Below are 22042 nucleotides of genomic sequence, written 5' to 3'. Positions count from 1 at the left end.
GTACCCGGCGGTACATGTTGCAGTGCAACGTGCAAGCGTTCTGGCCCCGGGCCACGATGCCTGCGCTTCCGACGTGGGGGAGGGAGCTGAAAGCCCGCAGCTGCTTTGCGCTGCGGGCTTTCTTTTTTTGCGCGGCCGCCGCGCGTGACAGAATCCGGCGATGCCCGTGCCGACTTCGATCGATCATGCCCTGACGTCCCTGGTCGAGCGCTCGCTTGCGCGGCTGGCCGAACGTGCGCCGGCGGTGCTCGCCGATCCGCCGCGTCGCGAGGCGCTGGCGCAGCTGGCGCTGTGCAGCGATTTCGCCATCGACACGCTGGGCCGGCAGCCTGAGCTGCTGGACACGCTCGACGGCGCGCCCGCGCTGCTGCGGCTGGAAGCCGACCGCGAAGCCGACTGGCCGGCGCAGCTGCGGCGCTGGCGCGCGGGCGAGTCGACGCGGCTGGTCTGGCGCGACCTGCGCGGGCTCGACGACGTCGACGCCACGCTCGCCGGCAGCAGCCGCATCGCCGACCAGGCGCTGCAGGCCGGCGTCGACGCGCTGTCGGCGTCACTCGCCGGCCGGCACGGCTGGGTGCGCAGCGCCGCCGGCGACGTGCAGTCGCTGGTGGTGTTCGGGCTGGGCAAGCTCGGCGGCGGCGAACTCAACTTCAGCTCCGACGTGGACCTGGTCTACGCCTTCCCCGAACACGGCGAAAGCGACGGCGCACGCCCGCTGGACGCCGAGGCCTGGTTCACGCGGCTGGGCCAGCGCCTGGCGCAGCTGCTGGGCGACGTCACGGCGGACGGCTTCAGCCACCGCGTCGACCTGCGCCTGCGCCCGTTCGGCGCCAGCGGCCGGCTGGCGCTGAGCTTCGGCGCGATGGAGCAGTACTACCAGCGCGAAGGCCGCGACTGGGAGCGCTACGCCTGGATCAAGGCGCGGCCGGTGGCCGGCGATCTTGCGGCCGGCGAGCGGTTGCTGGAAACGCTGCGGCCCTTCGTCTACCGGCGTTATCTCGACTACAGCGCGCTCGACGGCCTGCGCGAGATGAAGGCGCTGATCGCCGCCGAAGTGCAGCGCCGCGAGCTGGCGGAGGACCTCAAGCTCGGGCCTGGCGGCATCCGCGAGGTGGAGTTCCTGGTGCAGGCCCTGCAGCTGATCCGCGCGGGGCGCGAGCCGGCGCTGCGGCACCGCTCGCTGCTGCCGGCGCTGTCCGCGCTGTCGGCGGCCGGACACATCGCGACGGCCACGGCGCAGCGCCTGGCCGCGGCCTACCGTTTCCTGCGCCGGCTCGAGAACCGCGTGCAGATGCTGGGCGACCAGCAGGTGCACACGTTGCCGGACGATGCGCTGGCGCGCGCGCGCATCGCCCGCGCGCTGGCGTTCCCGGACGAGGCGGCGATGCTGGCGGAGCTGGACGGGCATCGCGCGGTGGTGGCCGAGGAGTTCTCCGGCCTGCTCGAGGCGCGCCGCCGCCGTCGCGCCCACGCCGGCGCGATCGAACAGTACTGGCGCGCGCTTCCCGATGGCGGCGATGCGGCGGTGCTCACCGATGCCGGCTTCAGCGATGCGGTCGCCCAGGACGCCGCGCTGCGCGACTTCGCCCGCACGCCGGCGGTGCGGGCCCTGTCGGGCCGCGGCCGCCAGCGCCTGGACAACGTGCTGCCGCAGCTGCTGGAAGCCGCCGCGCGCAGCGAGGCGCCCGACGCGTCCCTGCCGCGCGGGCTGGCCCTGCTGCAGGCGATCACGCGCCGCACCAGCTACCTCGCCCTGCTGGAAGAACAGCCGGCGGCGCTGGCGCGCCTGGCCGACGTGACCGCGCGCAGCGCGCTGCTGTCAGACCGCCTGGCCGCGCATCCGCTGCTGCTGGACGAACTGCTGGATTCGCGCGCGGCCGGCCCGGTGCCGGAAGAAGCGGACTTCGAGGCGCTGGTCGCCGAGGCGCTGGCGCCGCTGCCGCCGGGCGACACCGAAGCGGCGCTCAACGCGCTCAACGAACTGCGCCAGGCGATCGGCTTCCGCATCGCGCTGGCGACCCTGGGCCAGCGTCTGCCGGCGGTGGACGCCGCGCGCCGGCTGGCCGCGCTGGCGCAATCGCTGCTGGCGGCGACGCTGGCGCTGGCCGAGGCCGACCTCGCCGCCGCGCACGGCCGCGTGCCCGGCGCCGGCCTGGCGGTGCTCGGCTACGGCAGCCTGGGGGGACACGAGCTGGGATTCGGCTCCGACCTCGACCTGGTCTTCCTGCATGACGCGGCGCCCGACGCTGGTTCCGATGGCGCGAGGCCGCTGGACGCCGGCCGCTATTTCGCGCGCCTCGCGCAGCGCCTGGTCAGCCTGCTGGGTTCGGTCACCGGCGCCGGCAAGCTCTACGAGATCGACGTGCGCCTGCGGCCCGACGGCGCCAAGGGCATGCTGGTGTCGAGCCTGGAAAGTTTCGCCGACTACCAGCAGCAGCGCGCCTGGACCTGGGAACGCCAGGCCCTGGTGCGCGCGCGGCCGATCGCCGGCGCGGCCGCGGTGGGCGATGCCTTCGAAGCCATTCGCAGCCGGACCCTGACCGCCGCGCGGCCGCATGACGCGCTGCGCGAGGACGTGCGGGCGATGCGCCGGCGCATGCGCGGCGAACTCGACCGCAGCAGCGCCGTGCGTTTCGACCTCAAGCAGGGTGAGGGCGGCCTGGTGGACCTGGAGTTCCTGCTGCAGGCCCTGGTGCTCGAGCACGCCGGCCGCGCGCCGGCGCTGGTCGGGCCGCGCGACACGCCGGGTCTGCTGCAGGCGCTGGCGCAGGCCGGCGTGCTGGCGCGCGCCAGCGTGGATGCGCTGCTGCAGGCGCATGCACTGATGCTTGGCCTGGGCCTGGACTGCACGCTCGACCAGCGGCCGCGGCTGGTGCCGCCGGATCCGGCGCTCGACGCCGCACGGGCGGTCGTGCGCAACGCTTGCGCGGAGGCGGACCTGGCGTTCGAGGTGGACACCGGCGCGGCACATCCGGGCGCGTGATCGCCCCGCCACGCCATCCGCGCCCGTTCGGAGCGGCGCGGCATCCGTCGGTGATGATCCGTCGCTAGAGCCCGAGCCGCTCCCGCACCTGCGCCGCGACGCGGGCGGTTTCCCGCAGCGGTTCGGCGTCGAAAGCATCCGGGTGCCGGCCCTGGGCGCGGATGCGGCCCCGCCGAAGCAGCTCGTCCAGATAGGCGCGTACGCGCCCGGTGGCACGGCCCGGTTCGGCGACGTACACCGGCGCCCCGGTGGCGCAGGCTTCCGAGACCATGTTCACCGAATCGGGCGAGACCACGAAGCGGTCGGCCCAGGCCAGCGCGCCGGCATAAGGGTTGTCGCCGTCCGAGGGATCGAACCAGCGCTGGCCGGGCGTGTCGGCCCAGTAGCTGCGCGCCAGCGTCGCGATCAGCGGCGGCGTGCGCCGCGAGCCGAGCACGATCAGGCTGCCGCCTTCGGTCGCCAGCCAATGTTCGAGTTTCGCCGCCATCACTTCGAAGGCGCCGCGATCGAAGCGCACCGCGGGCGTGCGGCCACCCAGCAGCACGACGGTGCGCGGCGAGGGCAGGGCGGCGAAGTGCGCGAACTGCGCGCGTGCGGCGGCGAGCCATCCGGCATCGACCGGATGCAGGCTGCCGCAGAGCGTGATGATGTTGGCGCCGGTCAGGCCATCGTGTTCGGGCGCGACCACGAGATCCCAATATGCGGGATCCAGGCGCGGATGCAGCACCTGCACCACCCGGCTGCCGCGTTCGCGCAGCAGGCGCGTCGACAGCGCGGCGCGGCGCCCGCAGCCGATGGCCAGGGCAGGCGGCGAGGCCAGCGCGGCGGCGAACGCAGGGCCGAAGGCCGCCTGGTCGCCCGGCAGGCGGCGGGGCGCCAGCCAGGACCAGGGAGCACGGGCCTGCAGCAGGAATTCGACCGGCTCCGGGGCGAGCGCATGCGCCAGCGCGCCGGCCTGCTGGCGGTGGCCGGCGGCGCCGTCGTGCAGGAACCAGCAGGAAGAAGGATCGGCCATCCCGCGCAGGGTAGCCGGAACCGCGGCGGCACCGCGAGATCGCGGTGCCGCCGCGGCGGATCAGTCGCCGACGAAGCGCGTGCCGATGTTGATGCTGGCGCCGTCGACCAGGCGCGACTGGCCGCGGATGCCCAGGCTGATGGTGATCGGGCGGCGGAAGAAGCGGTTGGCCTGCGCCTCGGTCAGGCCGTAGGTGCCGACCAGGCTTTCCTTGCTGACCAGGCCGCCGATGCACATGCGGGTGCCGGTGATGGTCTCGAACTCGAAGTCGCCCGGCTGAATCTGCGAGGACAGGTTGATCGAGGTCAGCGCCAGCTCCAGCACGCCGCCGAAGGGCAGGCCGGTGGTCGGGTCGATCAGGGCGGGATCGTTCAGCACTTCGCTCTGGATGCGGTAGACCGGGGTCACGCGGAACTGGAAGCTGGCGCTGGCGCCGGTGGTGTTGGCGGCGCTGTAGCTGACGATCGGGGTCTGCCAGTGGCAGATCAGGGTGTCGGTGCTGCGGCCCGGCAGGGTGACGCTGTCGAGGTTGCTGAGGTTGAAGGTCGTGACGGCGGGGGCCGGGTTGACCTCGATGCAGTTCTCGGGCGCCGGATCGCCCGGGGCCGGCGTGCAGGTGTCGAGCAGCTGCACGAAACCGGAGGCCAGGCCCAGCCACTTCACGTTCTTGCCGAAGCTGCCGGCGTCGCCGACCTCCTCGGTGGTGACGGCGGCGGGCGCTAGCACGGGATCGGGCTTGGCGGCGAGGGCGGGGGTGGCGGCCGCCGCGCCGGCGGCGAGCAGGGCGACGAACAGGGACGAACGGTTCATGCAAGGCTCCGTTTCGGGGCCGGTGCGCCGGGTGGCGGACCGGGACGCGCGCGGGTGGCGGCGCGTTCGCAGGGAATTCACGCAGGCAGGCGCCCGATCCGGTCGCTGCAACGATACGTTTTGCCGGTTGGGCTGTCCGCGGCAGGCCTGCTGCCTACACTGGGGTCCGTCTTTGGTCCGGTGGACGCGCACGGGAGCCGTTCGATGAACGGGCCCCCGGACAACCTGCCTCGATCCAAGCCCCACGCCAGATCCCTTTCCGGAGTCCGCCCCATGTTCAAGCGCCTCGTCCTTGCCAGCCTGCTCGCCGTCGCCGCCTTCGGTGCCCAGGCCGCCGACCGCTACACCATCGACCCGACCCATACCCAGGTCGAGTTCACCTACAGCCACTTCGGCTTCTCCAACATCACCGGCCGCTTCGACACGGTCGAGAGCGAGTTCCTGTTCGACGCCCAGGACCCGACCCAGTCCTCGGTGAAGGTGACCATCCCGATGGCCAGCCTGAGCACTGGCGTCGAGAAGCTCGACGCGCACCTGCTCAACGCCGACTTCTTCGACGCGGAGAAATTCCCCACCGCCACCTTCACCAGCACCGCCGTCACCGCGGCCGGCGAAGGTCAGCTCAAGGTCGCCGGCGACCTCACCATCCACGGCGTCACCCGTCCAGTTGTGCTGGACGTGACCATCAACAAGATCGGCGAGCACCCGATGGCCAAGACCCCGGCCGCCGGCTTCGACGCCCGTACCGTCATCAAGCGCAGCGACTTCGGCGTCGGCGGCTACGCGCCGGCGGTCAGCGACGAAGTGACCATCGAGATCACGGTCGAATCGCGCCTGGCCAAGCCGTAATCCGGCCGGAGGCCCGGCGCCGCGGCGCCGGGCCCCGCCTTCCGGGCGCCGGCGGGTGTAAAATGCCCGCCGTCTCCCGAGGAATTGCCGCCATGTCGCGAACCGACACCGCCACCGGCCGCGCGCCCGCCAATGCCGAGCGCCGCTACGAGGTCCGCCGCGCCGACCTGCCGCTGTCCTGCCCGACCCCGGCGATGGCGCTGTGGAACTCGCACCCGCGCGTCTACCTCCCGGTCGAGGCTTCCGGCAGCGCCACCTGCCCCTACTGCGGTGCCGTCTACGTCCTGAAGGACTGAGTGGCGGGCCGGGCCTTGCGCCGCCTGACCATCGTCCAGCTGCTGCCGGCCCTGCATAGCGGCGGCGTCGAGCGCTCCACCCTGGAAATCGCCGCGGCCCTGGTGGCCGCCGGGCACCGTTCGGTCGTGATCTCGGCCGGAGGCCGGCTCGAACGGCCGCTGGCCGACGGCGGCAGCGAGCACATCCGGCTGGACATCGGCCGCAAGTCGCTGCGCGCCTTCGCGACGATGCGCCGCCTGCGCGCGCAGCTGGCCGAACTGCGCCCCGACATCGTGCACGCACGCTCGCGGCTGCCGGCCTGGCTGGGCTGGTTGGCGCTGCGCGGCCTGCCGGCGCCGCGGCCGCACTTCGTCACCACGGTGCACGGCATGAATTCGCCCGGTCGCTACAGCGGCATCATGCGGCGCGGCGAACGGGTGATCTGCGTGTCGGACACGGTGCGCGAGTACGTGCTGCGGCACTGGCCCGACACCGATCCGGCGCGGCTGACGGTGGTGCCGCGCGGCATCGATCCCGCGGAGTTCCCGCGCGGCGTACCCGCGTCGCTGGCCTGGCAGGAGAACTTCGCCGCCGAGCTTCCGGAACTGCAGGGCGGCCGCCTGCTGCTGCTGCCCGGGCGCGGCACCCGGCTCAAGGGCCATGCCGACGCGCTGCGCCTGCTGGCGGCGCTGCGCGCCACCGGCGAAGACGCGCGCCTGTGGCTGCTGGGCGCGCGCGAACCGGGACGCGAGCGCTACGTCGCCGAACTCGAGCAGCTCGCCGGTGCGCTGGGCGTACGCGCGGTGACCGCGATCAGCCCACCGCGCGCCGACGTGCGCGAAGCGTATGCGGTCGCCGACCTGGTGCTGCAGCTGTCGAACAAGCCCGAAGCCTTCGGCCGCACCGTGCTCGAGGCGCTGTCGGTCGGCCGTCCCGTGCTGGGCTGGGACCACGGCGGTGTCGGCGAACTGCTGCGCAGCCTGTATCCGGTCGGCGCGGTGCCGCTGGGCGACCTGGAGGCGCTGACCGGCGCCGCGCACGCCCTGCTTGCCGCGCCGCCGCCGATGCCGGTTACCATCCCCCACACCCTGGCGGCCATGCAGTCCGCCACCCTGGAACTTTATGAACGCCTCGCCGCCGACTGACGTCAGCCTGCGCTGGGCACCCTGGTGGGTGCTGGCGTTCGTGGCGCTGTGGCCGCTGCCCGGCCCGGCCGAAACCGTGCTGTCGCTGGGCGCGATCCTGGCCCTGGGTGCGCTGGCGCTGAGCCGCTTCCGCGGCGGCATCGCCCTGCTCAGCCACGAGGCCTGGGCGCTGACGACGGTGCTCTTCTTCAGCTACTGGCTGCCGGAGCTGCTTTCGTCGCCGGACGCGATCAACCCGGCGCGGGCCCTGCGCGAATCGCTGCTCGACCTGCGCTACCTGCCCTTCCTTTGGCTGGTGGCGATCGCGGTGGCGGGCGAGCGCGGCCGCCGCATCACCTTCGGCGGCCTCGGCGTGATCGCCGCGGTGTGGACCCTGGGCGCGATCGTGCAGGCGCTGACCGGCACCAGTCCGATGTACGCCGCGCTCGACGCGCTCACCCGGCTCTTCAGCGACAAGGGCATGTGCTCGGCCAGCGACCTCGCGGCCCTGGACCGGCTGAGCGGCGTCTTCGGGCCCTGCAACCTCAAGCTGGGCCTGGTGCTGGCCAGCCTTTCGCCCTTCGTGCTGCACGGTGCCGCGGTGCGCTTCGGGAAGTTCGGCTGGTACATCGCCGCGGCCCTGGTGGGTGTCGTCATCCTGCTGGCCGGTGCCCGCGCCGCCTGGCTCACCTATGCGCTGGTGCTGGTGTTCAGCGGCTGGCGGCTGCTGGGCTGGAAGCGCATGGGCCTGACCCTGGTGTTCGGGTCCGTGGCCCTGGTCGCGCTGGGCCTGGGCTCGCCGCAGGTGCGCGAGCGCCTCGAGCGCACCACCCAGGCCATGAGCGCCGACGCCGAGGGCGTGGACGTCGCGCTGTCCGGGCGCACGCGGATCTGGTCGGCGGCCTGGTGCATGATCGAGAAGCACCCGATCAACGGCATCGGCGTGCGCGGTTTCCGCAAGGCCTTCCCCGCCTGCGACCCCAATCCGGCGGTCGAGGCGGAGTGGGGCAAGGGCGCGGCCTACCACGCGCACCAGATCGTGCTCGAGGTGCTGAGCGAAACCGGCGTGATCGGCCTGCTGTTCTGGCTCTCCGGCGTGGCGATGGCCTGGCGTGCCTGGCGTTTCGCGTCGGTGGAAGCACGCGACCGGGCGCGGCCGGCGATGCTGGCGCTGGCGGTCACGGTGTTCCCGCTCAACACCCACCTGGCCTTCTATTCGACCTTCTGGGGCGGACTGACCCTGCTGCTGGCGGCGCTCTACGCCGGCAGCCTGCTGGCCAGCGGCAAGGCCGGCACCGCGCCGGCGCCGCGCCGCGACTGAAATGGCGGCGCGCTGTTTTTTCCTGGCCCCGCTCGACCTGCTCGCACGCGTGCTGGCGCGGTTGCCGCAGCCGGCGCTGCTCGCCCTCGGCCGCGGCCTGGCCTGGCTGTGCTGGCCGCTGCTGGCGTCGCGGCGGCGCATCGCCGGCATCAATGTCGCGCTGTGTTTTCCGGCGCTCCATCCGGCGGCGCAGCGAAGCCTGGCCCGGGCCAGCGTCGTCAACACCGTGGTGGGCGCGCTCGAGCTGGTGCGCGCCTGGTTCGCGCCACCGCGGGTGCTGGCCGGGCTGGCGGACGTCGAAGGCCTGGAGCACCTGCGCGCGGCGCTGGCGCGCGGCCAGGGCGTGCTGCTGATGTGCGGCCACTTCACCCACACCGAGCTGGCCGTGCGGCTGCTGTCGCAGGCGCTGGGCCGCGAGGTGCGCGTGGTGGTGCGCCGGCACAACAACGCCTGCCTGGAAGCCTGGTTCGACCGCGCGCGCGCCGCGGTCTACGGCCCGACCATCGGCAAGAAGGACGTGCGCGCACTGCTGCGAAACCTGATGGACGGCCAGCCGGTGGTGTATTCGGCCGACCAGAACTTCACCTACCAGAACGCCTTCGTGCCCTTCTTCGGCGTGCCCGCCGCGACGCTCACCGCCACGCCCGACCTGGTGCGGCGCGCCGGCGCGGTGCTGCTGCCGTTCTGGTACCGGCGCGGGGCCGATGGCCGCTACCGGCTCCGCATCGAGCCGACCTGGACGGGCTGGCCCAGCGGCGATCCCGTGCAGGACGCGGCGCGCTACATGGCCGAACTGGAAACCGTGGTGCGCGAATGCCCGGAGCAGTACCTGTGGGCGCACCGCCGCTTCAAGACGCGGCCGCCGGGCGAACCGCCGGTGTACTGATCAGTCGTAACGGCGGCGGCTGCCGTCGGGCTGGCGCTTGAAGCGCTGGTGCAGCCACAGGTACTGCTCGGGGCGGCGGCGGATCAGGCCCTCGAGCGTGGCCATGATGCGCGCGGTGTCGGCGGTGGCGTCGCGGGTCGGGAAGTCGTCCAGCGGCGGCAGCACTTCGATGCGGTAGCGGCCGTCCGGCAGGCGTTCGTGGAAGAGCGGCAGCACCGCCGCGTTGCCCAGCCGCGCCAGCTGGTGGGTCGAGGTCAGGCTCCAGGCGGGCTGGCCGAAGAAGGGCACGAACACGCTCTCGCCGCGGCGCGTCTCCTGGTCCGGCGCGAACCACAGCACGCCGCCCTGCTTGAGGTGGCGCACCGCCGGCCGCAGCTCGTCGCGCGCGAACATGGCGCGGGCGTGGCGCAGGCGGCCGCGCTTGACCGCCCATTCCATCGCCGGCTGTTCGTGCGGGCGGTACATCGCGCCCAGGGCCACGTGCTGGCAGAGCAGGCGCAGGCAGACCTCCAGCGTGGTGAAGTGCGCCGACACCAGGATCACACCGCGTCCGCCGGCCTGCGCGGCGCGCAGGTGCTCGAGGCCGGTGATCTCGAAGCCGCGGTCCACCGGCGCCAGCCGGCCCCACCAGGCGCGCAGGAATTCGAACAGGCCCAGGCCCAGCGATTCGAAGTTGGCGCGCAGCAGGTTCCGGCGCGCGCGGTCGTCGAGTTCGGGAAAACACAGGGCCAGGTTGGCCTCGGCGACGCGCCGGCGGCCGCCGGCCACGTGCAGCAGCGCGCGGCCCAGCACCGGCCCCGCGGCGCGCTGCAGCCACCAGGGCCAGCGCGCCACCGTCCAGCCCAGGCCAACCAGCAGCCAGGTCGGCCAGTTGCGCGGGGACAGCGGTGGCGGGGGCGGGGTCTCGCTCATGCCGCGCCATTCTAGCCGGCGCCGTCCCGGCGGGAGCTCGGGTATCCTTCGCCCATGCATCTCACCTTCGGGCAGCGGTTGATGTTGGGCCTGTACTCCCTGGTCCTGCACATCGCCTTCCCGGTCACCCTCTACCACCTGATCTGGCGCGGCCTGCGCCAGCGCGAATACCTGCACCGCTGGAACGAGCGCTACGCCTGGCTCGGCGACCAGGCCCTGCCCGAGGGCACGATCTGGGTGCATGCGGTATCGGTCGGCGAAGTGCTGGCGGCGCGGCCTTTGGTGGACGGCCTGCTGGCGAAGTATCCGGACCGGCCGCTGCTGGTCACCACCATCACCCCGACGGGCTCCGAGCGTGTGCGTGCGCTCTGGGGCGAGCGCGTGCATCACGTCTACCTGCCCTACGACCTGGGCAGCATGGTTCGGCGCTTCCTCGACCGCGCGAAGCCGGCGCTGGCGGTGATCGTCGAGACCGAGATCTGGCTCAATCTCTACGTCGAATGCGGCCGCCGCGGCATTCCCCTGATGATGGTGAATGCGCGGCTGTCGCAGCGTTCACTGCGCGGCTACCTGCCGGTGCGGGCGCTGGCGAGGCTGGCGATGCGGGCGGTGCGCCTGGTCGCGGCGCAGTCGTCGGCCGACGCCGAGCGCCTGGCGCGCATCGGCGCAGACCCGGCGCGCACCGTCGTCACCGGCAACCTCAAGTACGACCTCGCGGTGCCCGAGGGGTTGGCGGAACAGGCCGCGGTCTGCCGCAAGGCCTGGGGCGGGGCGCGGCCGGTGTGGATCGCCGCCAGCACGCATCCGCCCGAGGAGGAGGCGGTGCTCGACGCCCACGCGAAGTTCCTGGCGCGCCATCCCGACGGCCTGCTGCTGTGGGCGCCGCGGCATCCGGAGCGCTTCGCGCCGGTCGCCGATGCCGCGCGCGCGCTGGCGTTCTCGGTGCGCACGCGACGCGCCGACGGCGTGCCGGCGCCTGACACCCAGGTCTTCGTGATCGACACGATGGGCGAACTGCTGGGTTTCTTCGCCGCGGCCGATGTCGCCTTCGTCGGCGGCAGCCTCTGCGACGTCGGCGGCCACAACGTGCTGGAACCGGCGGCGCTGGGCGTGCCCAGCGTGGTCGGGCCGCACACCTTCAATTTCGCCGAAGTCACCCGGCGCCTGCGCCAGGCCGATGCGCTGGTGCAGACCGCCGATGCGGTGGCGATGGCCGACGCGGTGCTGGCGCTGATGGCGGACCCGGCGCGCCGTGCCGCGATGGGCGCGGCGGGCCGGGCCCAGGTCGCGGAGCTGTCCGGCGCGCTGGCGCGGACGCTGGACCTGGTGGATGAGGTGCTGCAGGGCCGGCGCGCCTGAGCGGCGCGCCGGGTTCGCGGGCTTATTCGGCGGTACCGTTGGCGTCCGCGGCCAGCGAGGCCTCGGCGTCGGCGACCAGCACGGCGTTCACTTCCTGCAGGTCTTCCAGCTCGATGGTGCCGGCGGCCTGCTTCAGGCGCAGGGTGTTGACCAGGAAGGCGTGGCGCGAACGCGCGTACTCGCGCTGGGCCTGGAACAGCGCCTGCTGGCTGATCAGCACGTCGACGATGGTGCGGGTGCCGACTTCCAGGCCGGCTTCGCTGGCCTCGTAGGCGGCCTGCGCCGAAACCACCGACAGGCGGCGGGCTTCGACTTCGGCTTCGCCGGCGGAGAGCGAACGCTGGGCGTTGCGGGTCTGGCGCACGACGGCGCGGCGCTGCTGCTCGAGCTGGTCGGCGGCGACGTCGCGGTAGTCGACGGCCTGGCGCACGCCCGACTGGGTGGCGAAGCCGTTGAAGATCGGCACGCTCAGCGTGACGCCGACGGTGCTGCCGCCGCCGGAGGTGTTCGGGCCGCCCGGGAACTGGTTCTGCCAGCCGGCTTCGTCGCCGATCGAGGCGGTCAGGCCCAGCGACGGCAGGTGGCCGGAACGCGCGGTGGCGATGTCGCGCTCGGCGGCCGCCAGGGCCAGCTCGCGCGAGAGCAGGGTCGGGTTGCGCTCGGTCGCGATCGCGACCCAGTCCTGGCCGGCCAGTTCCTCGGTGTTCACCGGCTTGTAGTCCGGCGACAGGCCGCGCAGGTTCTCGAGCGGCTCGCCGGTGATCTCGGCCAGGGCTTCGCGGCTGTCGTCGAGCGCGGTGGCGGCGGCGATGGCGTTGGCGCGGGCCGTGTCGTAGCGGGCGCGGGCTTCGTGCACGTCGGTGATCGGCGCCAGGCCGACTTCGAGGCGCTTCTCGGCCTGGTCGAGCTGGCGCTTGACCGAACGTTCTTCGGCGCGCGAGGACGCCAGCGTTTCGATCGCGGTCAGCACGTTGAAGTAGGCGTCGGCGACGCGCACCACCAGGTTGTCGGCGGCGGCCTTGTAGTCGGCGTCGGCCTGGTCGCGGCGCAGGCGGGCGGCGCTGAGGCTGGTGTAGTTGCCGTGGTCGTAGAGCGACTGGCTGAGGTTCAGGCCGTAGCTGCGGCCGCGGCTGTACAGGTCTTCGCCGCGGGTGCGGCTGTCGGTCAGGCTGGCCGAGCCGGTGATGTTGGGCAGCAGGCGCGCGCGGCTCTGCACGACATTTTCGCCGATGGCCTGGCGGGTCGATTCGGCGGCGGCGAGCTGCGGATCGCTCTGCCGCGCCATTTCGTAGGCCTGCATCAGGTCGGCGGCGCCGGCGGTGCCGGCGGTGGTGCCGGCCAGCAGGATGGCGAAGGTCAGGGGACGGAGGCTCAGGCGCATTGGGGAGGGTCCTGGTGTCTTTTCAGAAAGAGAAATGCGGCGCCGGGGCGGCACCGTGCAGATAGGGGACGTCGGTCTCGAACAGGCTTTCGCGGTGGAAACCCTCGCCGCGTCGCGTAATGCGCAGGGCTTCCTGCACCGGCGACTGGCCGTGGATCACGAACAGTCGGCCGTCGGGCTTGAGCCAGGCGCCGAAACGCTCCGGGTCGGTGGCGACGGCGCCGGTGACGCAGATCGCGTCGAACTGGCGGCCGGGCTGCCAGGCGAAGGCGTCCACGGTTTCCAGGCGGACATTGGTGACGTTGTCCGCCACCAGGCGGGCGCGGGTTCGCTCGATGAAATCGGCGTGGCGGTCGATGCTGACAACTTCGCGCGCCAGCATCGCCAGGCAGGCGGTGACGAAGCCCGAACCGGTGCCGATCTCCAGCACCTCGTCGTTGGCCTCGAGGTTGAGCGCCTGCAGCAGGCGGCCTTCGACCACCGGCTTCATCATCACTTCGCCATGCTCCAGCGGCAGCGGCAGGTCGGCGAAGGCAAGCTTGCGGTGGCGCACCGGCACGAAGTCCTCGCGGCGCACAGTCATCAGGGTCTCGAGCACGCGCGGGTCGAGCACGTCCCACGGACGCACCTGCTGTTCGACCATGGCAAAGCGGGCCTGCTGGAAATCAATGGGCATGACGGCTAAATCCTTGAATCGCAAGGGTCGTGATTTTACGCCCCGGCCGGCGCCCGGCGGTAGTCGGGCGGTCGGTCTGGTAACGGAAGGGACATGAAACCGTTGACCTGCGCGGATCGATTCCGGGCATGGACAGGATGCTGGGGCCCGGAACTACGGCCGTAGTGCCATTAGTCACCGCGACCGAGGACAGGGTGGGCCGGCATTCAGGGCTCATCGGCGGGCCGGGCCGTAGGCGCGCAGGAACAGGTCCACGGTCGCTTCGACGTGGCGGTCGATCTGGGCCTGGGGGAAGTGGTCCTGCAGACCGCAGAGCAGGCGCGCATGGCATTCGCCCTTGAGCAGGCTGAAGAACTGGGAGGCGGCGAGCGCGCAGTCCGGCACGTGCAGTTCGCCGGCCGCGTGTTCGGCCTGCAGGAAGGCGGTGAGCGCCTCCTGCACCCGCTTCGGCCCGGCTTCCCAGAACAGCCGCGGCAGGTGCGAGTCGTCGGCGGTGCGGGCCGACATCATGCGATGGATCGAGATCGCCTCGTCGCTGGTGATCAGGCGGAAGAAGGCGTGGGCGATCCGCAGCAGGTGCGCGCGCACCGGACCTTCGAAACGCGGCACGAACAGGTCCGAAGGCAGCAGTTCCTCGCAGCGCGCCTGCACGGCCTCGATGAACAAGGTGTCCTTGTCCTGGAAGTGGCTGTAAACGGTGAGCTTGGACACGCCCGCGGCCTGGGCGATGGCGTCCATGCTGACGCCGTCATAGCCACGGGCCGGGAACAGCAGCTTGGCCGCCTCGAGGATGGCGGCGCGCTTTTCCAGGTCCTTGGGGCGGCCGGGGGAGGGGGTCTTGGCGGTCAGGCTCATGGCGAAAAATATTATTGAACTCGGCGGTATTGTAAAGATAGTATACCCCCGGTTCAATAATTAGATGACCCTCCGATGAGCGCCGCACGCATGATTCCCCGGATTTTCCTGATGGTCGGCCTGCTGGCCCTCGTGGCCTGCGGCAAGGACGAACCCCAAGAAGGCCCGGCCCGTCCGGCCATGGTGGTACAGCCCGGGGCCGCGGGCGCAGCCGCCAGCGCCTATCCGGGCGAGGTGCGCGCCCAGCATGAACCGGCCCTGGCCTTCCGCATCGGCGGCAAGATCAGCCGCCGCATGGTCGACGTCGGCGACCGGGTGAAGGCCGGCCAGGCCCTGGCCGAACTCGATGCGGCCGATGTCGGTCTGCAGCTCGAGGCCGCGCGCGCGCAGCTGGCCTCGGCCGAGTCCGACCTCGCGCTCGCCGACTCCGAACTCGAGCGCTACAAGAGCCTGCTCGAACGCCAGCTGGTCAGCCGCTCCCTCTACGACGCCCGCGTGTCGGCCCAGCAGGCCGCGCAGGCGCGGGTGCGCCAGGCCAAGGCGCAGGCCGCCGTGTCCGGCAACCAGGCGACCTATGCGGTACTGCGCGCGCCCAAGAGCGGCGTGATCGCGCAGCGCCTGGCCGAGGCCGGTCAGGTGGTGGCCGCGGGCCAGACCGTGTTCGTGCTGGCCGAGGACGGCGAGCGCGAAGTCGCCATCAGCGTGCCCGAGCAGAGCGCGGCGGATTTCGTGCCGGGCCGCGAACTGCTGGTCGAGTTGTGGTCGGCGCCCGGCAAGCGTTTCCCCGGCAAGCTGCGCGAGATCGCGCCGGCGGCCGACCCGCAGGCGCGCACTTTCGCCGCGCGCGTGAGCTTCGATGCCGGCGCCGGTCGCGCCGAGATCGGCCAGAGCGCGCGCGTCTATGCGCTCGCCGACGACAGCCAGGCCCTGGCGGTGCCACTGTCGGCCCTGCATGAAAAGGACGGCCAGCCCGCGCTGTGGGTCGTGGACCCGGCCAGCGCGAAGGTGAGCCTGCGCGTGGTCAAGGTCGGCCCCTACGGCGAAACGGCGGTGCCTGTGCTCGCCGGGCTCGAGCCGGGCGAGTGGGTGGTCGCCGCGGGCGTGCACCTGTTGCTGGAAGGCCAGCGCATCAAGCCGATCGATCGCGAGAACCGGCCGGTCGCGCTGGCCGCCGCCGCACCCGCCCCTGCCGCCGCCGACGCGCGCTGAGGACCGGACGCCATGGCCTCCGATTTCAACCTGTCCGAGTGGGCGCTGCGCAACCGGCCGCTGGTGCTGTACGCGATGCTGGTGCTCGCCTTCGTCGGCTTCTTCAGCTACCAGCGCCTGGGCCAGTCCGAGGATCCGCCCTTCACCTTCAAGGTGATGGTGGTGCGGACCTTCTGGCCGGGCGCGACCGCCGAGGAAGTGGCGCGCCAGGTCACCGACCGCATCGAAAAGGAGGTGATGGAGACCGGGCGCTACGAGTTCGTGCGCTCCTACTCGCGTCCGGGCGAATCGCTGGTGATGCTGGTCGCGCGTGATTCGCTGGTGTCGCGGGAACTGCCGCAGCTCTGGTACGACGTGCGCAAGAAGGTCGGCGACATCCGCCAGAACCTGCCCCAGGGCGTGGTCGGGCCCTACTTCAACGACGAGTTCGGCGACACCTTCGGCAACATCTACGCGCTGCAGGGCGACGGGTTCGACTACGCCACGCTCAAGGATTACGCCGAGCGCATCGAGCTGGAGCTGCACCGGCTGCCGGACGTCGGCAAGATCGAGCTGATCGGCCTGCAGGACGAGAAGATCTGGATCGAACTGTCGAACACCAAGCTGGCCACGCTGGGCGTGCCGCTGGCCGTCGTGCAGCAGGCGATGGACGAACAGAACGCGATCGCGCCGGCGAGCTTCTTCGAGACCGGCACCGACCGCGTGCAGCTGCGGGTGTCGGGCCGCTTCGACAGCGTCGAGGAGATCCGCGACTTCCCGATCCGGGTCGGCGACCGCAGCTTCCGCCTGGGCGACGTCGCCGAGATCCGCCGCGGCTTCGCCGATCCGGCCGCGCCGCGCATGCGCTTCATGGGCGAAAACGCCATCGGCATCGCCGTGGCCATGCGCGCCGGCGGCGACATCATCCGGCTGGGCGAGGTGCTGGACGAGGATTTCGCCCGCCTGCAGGAAACCCTGCCGGTCGGCATGACCCTGCAGAAGGTGTCCGACCAGCCCAAGGCGGTGCGCAGTTCGGTCGCCGAGTTCGTGCGCGTGCTCACCGAAGCCGTGGTGATCGTGCTGCTGGTCAGCTTTTTCTCGCTGGGTTTCCGCACCGGCCTGGTGGTGGCGCTGTCGATCCCGCTGGTGCTGGCCATGACCTTCGCGGCGATGCACTACTTCGGCATCGGCCTGCACAAGATCTCGCTCGGCGCCCTGGTGCTGGGGCTTGGCCTGCTGGTGGACGACGCGATCATCGCCGTCGAGATGATGGCGGTGAAGATGGAGCAGGGCTACGACCGCATGAAGGCGGCGGCCTTCGCCTACCGGTCCACGGCCTTCCCGATGCTGACCGGCACCCTGGTGACGGCGGCGGGTTTCCTGCCGATCGCCACCGCGGCCTCGAGCACCGGCGAATACACCCGCTCGATCTTCCAGGTGGTGACGATCTCGCTGATCCTGTCCTGGATCGCGGCGGTGGTGTTCATTCCCTACCTGGGCTACAAGCTGCTGCCGGCGCCCAAGCCGCACGACGAGGACGGCCAGGCCCACGACCCGTATGCCACGAAGTTCTACCGCCGCTTCCGCAGCTGGGTCACCTGGTGCGTGCGCTACCGCAAGACGGTGATCGCGGTGACGGTGCTGGCCTTCGTCGCCTCGATCCTGATGTTCCGCTTCGTGCCGCAGCAGTTCTTCCCCTCGTCCACGCGCCTGGAACTGATGGTCGACCTGGAGCTGGCCGAAGGCTCGTCGCTGCACGCGACCGAAGCCGTGGCCAAGCGGCTCGAGGCCGAACTGGCCACGCGCAAGGACATCGAGAGCTACGTCGCCCACGTCGGCACCGGCTCGCCGCGCTTCTACCTGCCGCTGGACCAGAAGCTGCCGCAGGCAAGCTTCGCGCAGTTCGTGATCCTGACGCCGGACATCGAGGCGCGCGAAGCGGTGCGCGGCTGGCTGATCGGGCTGTTCGACGAGAAGTTCGCCGACGTGCAGGCGCGCGTGTCGCGGCTGGAGAACGGGCCGCCGGTCGGCTTCCCGCTGCAGTTCCGCGTCTCGGGCGAGCACGTGGACGAAGTGCGCCGGCTGGCGCGCCAGGTCGCCGACAAGGTGCGCGCCAACCCGCACGTCAGCAACGTCAACCTGGACTGGGACGAACCCAGCAAGGTCGTGCGCCTGCACATCGACCAGGAGCGTGCGCGCGTGCTGGGCGTGAGCTCGGCGCACGTCGCCGCCTTCCTTCGCGGGTCGCTGTCGGGCACTTCGGTCAGCACCTATCGCGACGGCAACGAGCTGATCGAGATCCTGCTGCGCGGACCGGACGAGGAGCGCGAGCGGCTGAGTCTGCTGGGCAGTCTCGCGGTGCCTGCGACCACCGGCCGCAGCGTGCCGCTGGAGCAGATCGCGACGCTGGAATACGGCTTCGAGGACGGCATCATCTGGCACCGCAACCGCCTGCCGACGGTGACCGTTCGCGCCGACATCTACGGTGAGCAGACGCCGCCCAGCGTCACCGCGCAGATCCTGCCGACGCTGGAGGACATCCGCGCCTCGCTGCCACCCGGCTACCTGCTCGAGACCGGCGGTACGGTCGAGGATTCCGGCCGCGGCTCCAAGTCGGTCGCCGCCGGCGTGCCGCTGTTCCTCGGCGTGGTGACGACGCTGCTGATGCTGCAGCTGCGCAGCTTCCCGCGCACGGCGATGGTGCTGCTGACCGCGCCGCTGGGGCTGATCGGCGTGGTGCTGTTCCTGCTGGTGTTCCGGGTGCCCTTCGGCTTCGTGGCCATGCTGGGCACGATCGCGCTCAGCGGCATGATCATGCGCAATTCGGTGATCCTGGTGGACCAGATCGAGCAGGACATCGCCGCCGGGCATCCGCCCACGCAGGCGGTGATCGACGCCACGGTGCGCCGCTTCCGGCCGATCGTGCTGACCGCGCTGGCGGCGGTGCTGGCGATGATCCCGCTGTCGCGCAGCGTGTTCTTCGGGCCGATGGCGGTGGCGATCATGGGTGGCCTGATCGTGGCCACCGCGCTGACGCTGCTGTTCCTGCCGGCGCTGTACGCGGCCTGGTTCCGCGTGCCGCCGCCGCCGGCGGAGCCCGTGGGCGGGCCGCGCCATCCGCAGGCCTTCGAATCCGGCCGCCGCTGAGCCGCGACGGCCGGGCCGGCCCGCTTCTGGCTCCCGGAGCCCGGCCGTGGAAGAATGGCGACCGGAAGCGGGGGTGCCCGGCGGGAAGCGGGCTGAGAAATACCCTTCGAACCTGATCCGGTTGGTACCGGCGTAGGGAGCTTCGCGACGTAATCCGGGGTCAGAGTGCATTTATCTGGCCGCCATCAGATAAATGCACTCTGACCCCGGAATCTGATCGCGCCGCCGCTTCGTTCCGCCCCGCCCGGGGCCACAAAGGACGAAACGCATGAACGCCCTGCCGACCGAACTGCTGCGCCAGGCGCAGCAACTCTCCGAATCCGTGACCCGGCCCATCCCCGGCTCGCGCAAGATCCACGTCGAAGGTTCGCGCCCCGACCTGCAGGTGCCGATGCGCGAGATCGCGCTGGACCCGACGCCGCGCATGTACGGCATCCAGGAGCCGAACGCACCCTTCACCGTCTACGACACCTCGGGCCCGTACACCGATCCCGATGCGGCGATCGACCTCGGCGCCGGCCTGCCGGCCATGCGCGCACGCTGGATCGCCGAACGCGGCGACGTCGAGCCGCTGCCGGGCCTGAGCTCGGACTTCGGCCGCGCCCGCGCCGCCGACCACAAGCTCGACGCCGTGCGTTTTCCGGCGCTGCGCCCGCCGCTGCGTGCCAAGGCCGGCGCCAACGTCACCCAGATGCACTACGCCCGCCGCGGCATCGTCACGCCGGAAATGGAATACATCGCCATCCGCGAGAACCAGCGTTTCGAGGCCATCAAGGAAGCCCACCTGCTGCGCCAGCATGCGGGCGAAAGCTTCGGCGCCGCGATCCAGAAGCTGATCACGCCCGAATTCGTGCGCGACGAGGTCGCCCGCGGCCGCGCCATCATCCCGGCCAACATCAACCATCCGGAAATCGAGCCGATGATCATCGGCCGCAACTTCCTGACCAAGGTCAATTCGAACATCGGCAACAGCGCCGTGTCCTCGGGCATCGCCGAGGAAGTCGAGAAGATGGTGTACTCGATCCGCTGGGGTGCCGACACGGTGATGGACCTGAGCACCGGCAAGAACATCCACGAGACGCGCGAGTGGATCCTGCGCAACTCGCCGGTGCCGATCGGTACCGTGCCGATCTACCAGGCGCTGGAAAAGGTCGACGGCAAGGCCGAGGAGCTGACCTGGGAGATCTTCCGCGACACCCTGATCGAGCAGGCCGAGCAGGGCGTGGACTACTTCACCATCCACGCCGGCGTGCTGCTGCGCTACGTGCCGCTGACGGCGAAGCGCGTGACCGGCATCGTCAGCCGCGGCGGCAGCATCCTGGCCAAGTGGTGCCTGGCCCACCACAAGGAGAATTTCCTCTACACGCACTTCGAGGAAATCTGCGAAATCATGAAGGCCTACGACGTCAGCTTCTCGCTGGGCGACGGCCTGCGCCCGGGCAGCATCGCCGACGCCAATGACGCCGCGCAGTTCGGCGAGCTCGAGACCCTGGGCGAGCTGACCAAGATCGCCTGGAAGCATGACGTGCAGACCATGATCGAGGGCCCCGGCCACGTGCCGATGCACCTGATCAAGGAGAACATGGACAAGCAGCTGGCCGTCTGCGGCGAAGCGCCGTTCTACACGCTCGGCCCGCTGACCACCGACATCGCCCCGGGTTACGACCACATCACGTCCGCCATCGGTGCGGCGATGATCGGCTGGTTCGGCACCGCGATGCTCTGCTACGTGACGCCGAAGGAACACCTCGGCCTGCCCGACAAGAACGACGTGCGCGAGGGCCTGATGGCCTACCGTATCGCCGCCCACGCCGCCGACCTGGCCAAGGGCCACCCCGGCGCCCAGGCCCGGGACAACGCGCTGAGCAAGGCCCGATTCGAGTTCCGCTGGCAGGACCAGTTCCACCTTGGGCTGGACCCGGAGCGCGCCCGCGAATACCACGACGAGACCCTGCCCAAGGACGCGCACAAGGTCGCGCATTTCTGCTCGATGTGCGGCCCGCATTTCTGCTCGATGAAGATCACCCAGGACGTGCGCGAATACGCCGCCAGCCACGGCGTCGCCGACGAGGCCGCCGCGCTGGAGCAGGGCATGGCCGAGAAGGCCGCCGAGTTCCGGGCCCAGGGCGCCCAAGTGTATCGTCGCGACTGACGCCCGGGGAGAACCGATGGACAGCGGCGAGCAGGGGCAGGCCAGACGCCAGCTGGAAACGCTGGGCCGCATCGCCAGCATCGCCGGCCAGGACCTGGCGCTGGACCCGCTGCTTCAGCGCGTCGTGGACGCGCTGGCGGCGGAGTTCGACTGGGAGTTCGTCGCCTGCGCCGTGGTCGACCACGCCCGCGGCGAGTTCGTCTGCCGCGCCCTGCACAGCCGCCTGCGCAGCGATGTCGGCATCGGCTACCGGCGGGCGCTGGGGTCGGGCGTGGTCGGCGAATGTGCGGCCACCGGCCGCAGCTTCGACATCGAGGACACCCGCGGGCATCCCAACTTCGTCGACACGCTCGACGGCACCCGCTCCGAGCTCTGCGTGCCGGTGCTGCACGACGGCCGCGTGCTGGCGGTGCTGAACGCCGAGAGCCTGCGGGTCGGCGCGTTCCGCGGCCAGCTGACGCTGTTCCAGACGGTGGCCAGCCTGGTCGCCGGCGTCATCCATGCCGCCGGCCTGCTCGAACAGCTCCAGCTCGCCAACCGGCAGCTGCAGGACGCCTACCGCACGCTCGAAAACACCTCGCGCACGGACGCGCTGACCGGTATCGCGAACCGGCGCCGCTTCGACTACTGGCTGGCCGAAGCCGGCGATGCGGCGCAGCGCAGCGGCCGGCCCATGGCCGTGCTGCTGGTCGACGTCGACCACTTCAAGGACTACAACGACAGCTACGGCCATCCGGCCGGCGACGCCTGCCTGCGGCGGATCGCCCGCTGCCTGGCGGACGTCGTCGAAGGCTCGCCGCTGCGGCTGGCGCGCTACGGCGGCGAGGAGTTCGCGGCCATCGCCTCCGGCGTCGACCGCGATGGCATGCTGGCCACCGCGGAGTGGCTGCGGTCGGCCGTCGAGGCTCTGGACATCGGGCACGGCGGCAGCGCGTCGGGCCGGGTAAGCATCAGCATCGGCGTGGCGGGCGGCGTGCCGGGCGAGGACGGGCCTGAACGCCTGACCGAAGCGGCCGATGCCGCGCTCTATCGGGCCAAACGCAACGGCCGCAACCGGGTCGAGTCGGCGCCGCCGGGGTAATCAATCGCCCGCCGTCCGTCCGCCGGC

Annotated in this window: 17 protein-coding genes and 1 riboswitch; of the genes, 11 read left to right on the top strand and 6 right to left on the bottom strand. The window is 71.5% G+C overall.

Translation table 11 applies throughout. The features are described from left to right. The first annotated feature begins 160 nt into the window (after window positions 1-160). Entirely contained in the window at window positions 161-2983 is a 2823-nt protein-coding gene (gene glnE, locus E1B00_RS14125; protein WP_139449910.1) for a bifunctional [glutamate--ammonia ligase]-adenylyl-L-tyrosine phosphorylase/[glutamate--ammonia-ligase] adenylyltransferase, read from the top strand. Window positions 2984-3047: 64 nt separating this feature from the next. Here glnE and E1B00_RS14120 read toward each other — a convergent pair whose 3' ends face one another. Both E1B00_RS14120 and E1B00_RS14115 read right to left on the bottom strand, forming a co-directional pair. Then, window positions 3048-3998 carry a mitochondrial fission ELM1 family protein gene (locus E1B00_RS14120; RefSeq protein WP_139449908.1) on the bottom strand — a complete coding sequence of 317 codons (951 nt, stop codon included), beginning with the start codon at window positions 3996-3998 and terminating at the stop codon, window positions 3048-3050. A 60-nt stretch (window positions 3999-4058) separates the two neighbouring features. Next, on the bottom strand, window positions 4059-4808 hold the full coding sequence (locus E1B00_RS14115; RefSeq protein WP_139449907.1) for a hypothetical protein: 750 nt from the start codon (window positions 4806-4808) through the stop codon (window positions 4059-4061). 273 nt (window positions 4809-5081) lie between these two features. On the opposite strand from E1B00_RS14115, the gene E1B00_RS14110 reads away from it, so the two are divergent. The 5 genes from E1B00_RS14110 to E1B00_RS14090 all read left to right on the top strand — a co-directional run bounded on the left by E1B00_RS14110 (window position 5082) and on the right by E1B00_RS14090 (window position 9264). Continuing rightward, complete coding sequence (locus E1B00_RS14110; RefSeq protein ID WP_139449905.1) at window positions 5082-5657, top strand: YceI family protein; 576 nt, start codon at window positions 5082-5084, stop codon at window positions 5655-5657. A gap of 92 nt (window positions 5658-5749) precedes the next feature. Then, window positions 5750-5953, top strand: a complete 204-nt coding sequence (locus tag E1B00_RS14105; RefSeq protein WP_139449904.1) for a zinc-finger domain-containing protein — start codon at window positions 5750-5752, stop codon at window positions 5951-5953. A 15-nt stretch (window positions 5954-5968) separates the two neighbouring features. Then, window positions 5969-7078, top strand: coding sequence for a glycosyltransferase (locus E1B00_RS14100; RefSeq protein WP_139449902.1), 1110 nt, complete (start codon window positions 5969-5971; stop codon window positions 7076-7078). Beyond that, window positions 7056-8378, top strand: coding sequence for an O-antigen ligase family protein (locus E1B00_RS14095; RefSeq protein WP_139449900.1), 1323 nt, complete (start codon window positions 7056-7058; stop codon window positions 8376-8378). The genes E1B00_RS14100 and E1B00_RS14095 overlap by 23 nt, the downstream gene beginning before the upstream one ends. Window position 8379: 1 nt before the next feature. Further along, a complete protein-coding gene (locus E1B00_RS14090) occupies window positions 8380-9264 on the top strand; it encodes a lysophospholipid acyltransferase family protein (protein WP_139449898.1) in 885 nt (294 codons plus the stop codon). On the opposite strand, the gene lpxL is transcribed toward E1B00_RS14090, so the two are convergent. Continuing rightward, on the bottom strand, window positions 9265-10176 hold the full coding sequence (lpxL, locus tag E1B00_RS14085) for an LpxL/LpxP family Kdo(2)-lipid IV(A) lauroyl/palmitoleoyl acyltransferase (protein WP_139449896.1): 912 nt from the start codon (window positions 10174-10176) through the stop codon (window positions 9265-9267). A gap of 54 nt (window positions 10177-10230) precedes the next feature. Between lpxL and waaA the strand changes: the two genes are divergently transcribed. Continuing rightward, entirely contained in the window at window positions 10231-11535 is a 1305-nt protein-coding gene (waaA, locus tag E1B00_RS14080) for a lipid IV(A) 3-deoxy-D-manno-octulosonic acid transferase (RefSeq protein WP_246048736.1), read from the top strand. Window positions 11536-11557: 22 nt separating this feature from the next. Here the strand turns inward: waaA and E1B00_RS14075 are convergent, their stop codons facing one another. From E1B00_RS14075 to E1B00_RS14065, 3 genes are all read right to left on the bottom strand, one after another. Next, complete coding sequence (locus E1B00_RS14075; protein WP_139449894.1) at window positions 11558-12916, bottom strand: TolC family outer membrane protein; 1359 nt, start codon at window positions 12914-12916, stop codon at window positions 11558-11560. A gap of 22 nt (window positions 12917-12938) precedes the next feature. Further along, complete coding sequence (locus tag E1B00_RS14070) at window positions 12939-13592, bottom strand: protein-L-isoaspartate O-methyltransferase family protein (protein ID WP_139449892.1); 654 nt, start codon at window positions 13590-13592, stop codon at window positions 12939-12941. Window positions 13593-13805: 213 nt separating this feature from the next. Next, window positions 13806-14447, bottom strand: a complete 642-nt coding sequence (locus E1B00_RS14065; protein ID WP_139449890.1) for a TetR/AcrR family transcriptional regulator — start codon at window positions 14445-14447, stop codon at window positions 13806-13808. Between the two features lie 75 nt (window positions 14448-14522). Between E1B00_RS14065 and E1B00_RS14060 the strand changes: the two genes are divergently transcribed. The 4 genes from E1B00_RS14060 to E1B00_RS14045 all read left to right on the top strand — a co-directional run bounded on the left by E1B00_RS14060 (window position 14523) and on the right by E1B00_RS14045 (window position 22015). Continuing rightward, window positions 14523-15656: an efflux RND transporter periplasmic adaptor subunit gene (locus E1B00_RS14060; protein WP_220396301.1), complete on the top strand. Its 1134-nt coding sequence runs from the start codon at window positions 14523-14525 to the stop codon at window positions 15654-15656. 12 nt (window positions 15657-15668) lie between these two features. Next, window positions 15669-18782 carry an efflux RND transporter permease subunit gene (locus tag E1B00_RS14055; protein ID WP_139449888.1) on the top strand — a complete coding sequence of 1038 codons (3114 nt, stop codon included), beginning with the start codon at window positions 15669-15671 and terminating at the stop codon, window positions 18780-18782. Between the two features lie 59 nt (window positions 18783-18841). Beyond that, window positions 18842-18938, top strand: a riboswitch (TPP riboswitch). Between the two features lie 112 nt (window positions 18939-19050). Then, window positions 19051-20934 carry a phosphomethylpyrimidine synthase ThiC gene (gene thiC, locus E1B00_RS14050; RefSeq protein ID WP_139449886.1) on the top strand — a complete coding sequence of 628 codons (1884 nt, stop codon included), beginning with the start codon at window positions 19051-19053 and terminating at the stop codon, window positions 20932-20934. Between the two features lie 16 nt (window positions 20935-20950). Beyond that, complete coding sequence (locus E1B00_RS14045) at window positions 20951-22015, top strand: sensor domain-containing diguanylate cyclase (protein WP_139449884.1); 1065 nt, start codon at window positions 20951-20953, stop codon at window positions 22013-22015. The last annotated feature ends 27 nt before the right edge of the window (window positions 22016-22042 follow it).

The organism is Arenimonas terrae, from assembly GCF_006265115.1.
GTDB lineage: Bacteria > Pseudomonadota > Gammaproteobacteria > Xanthomonadales > Xanthomonadaceae > Arenimonas > Arenimonas terrae.
This window is presented reverse-complemented; position numbering and strand designations above follow the sequence as displayed.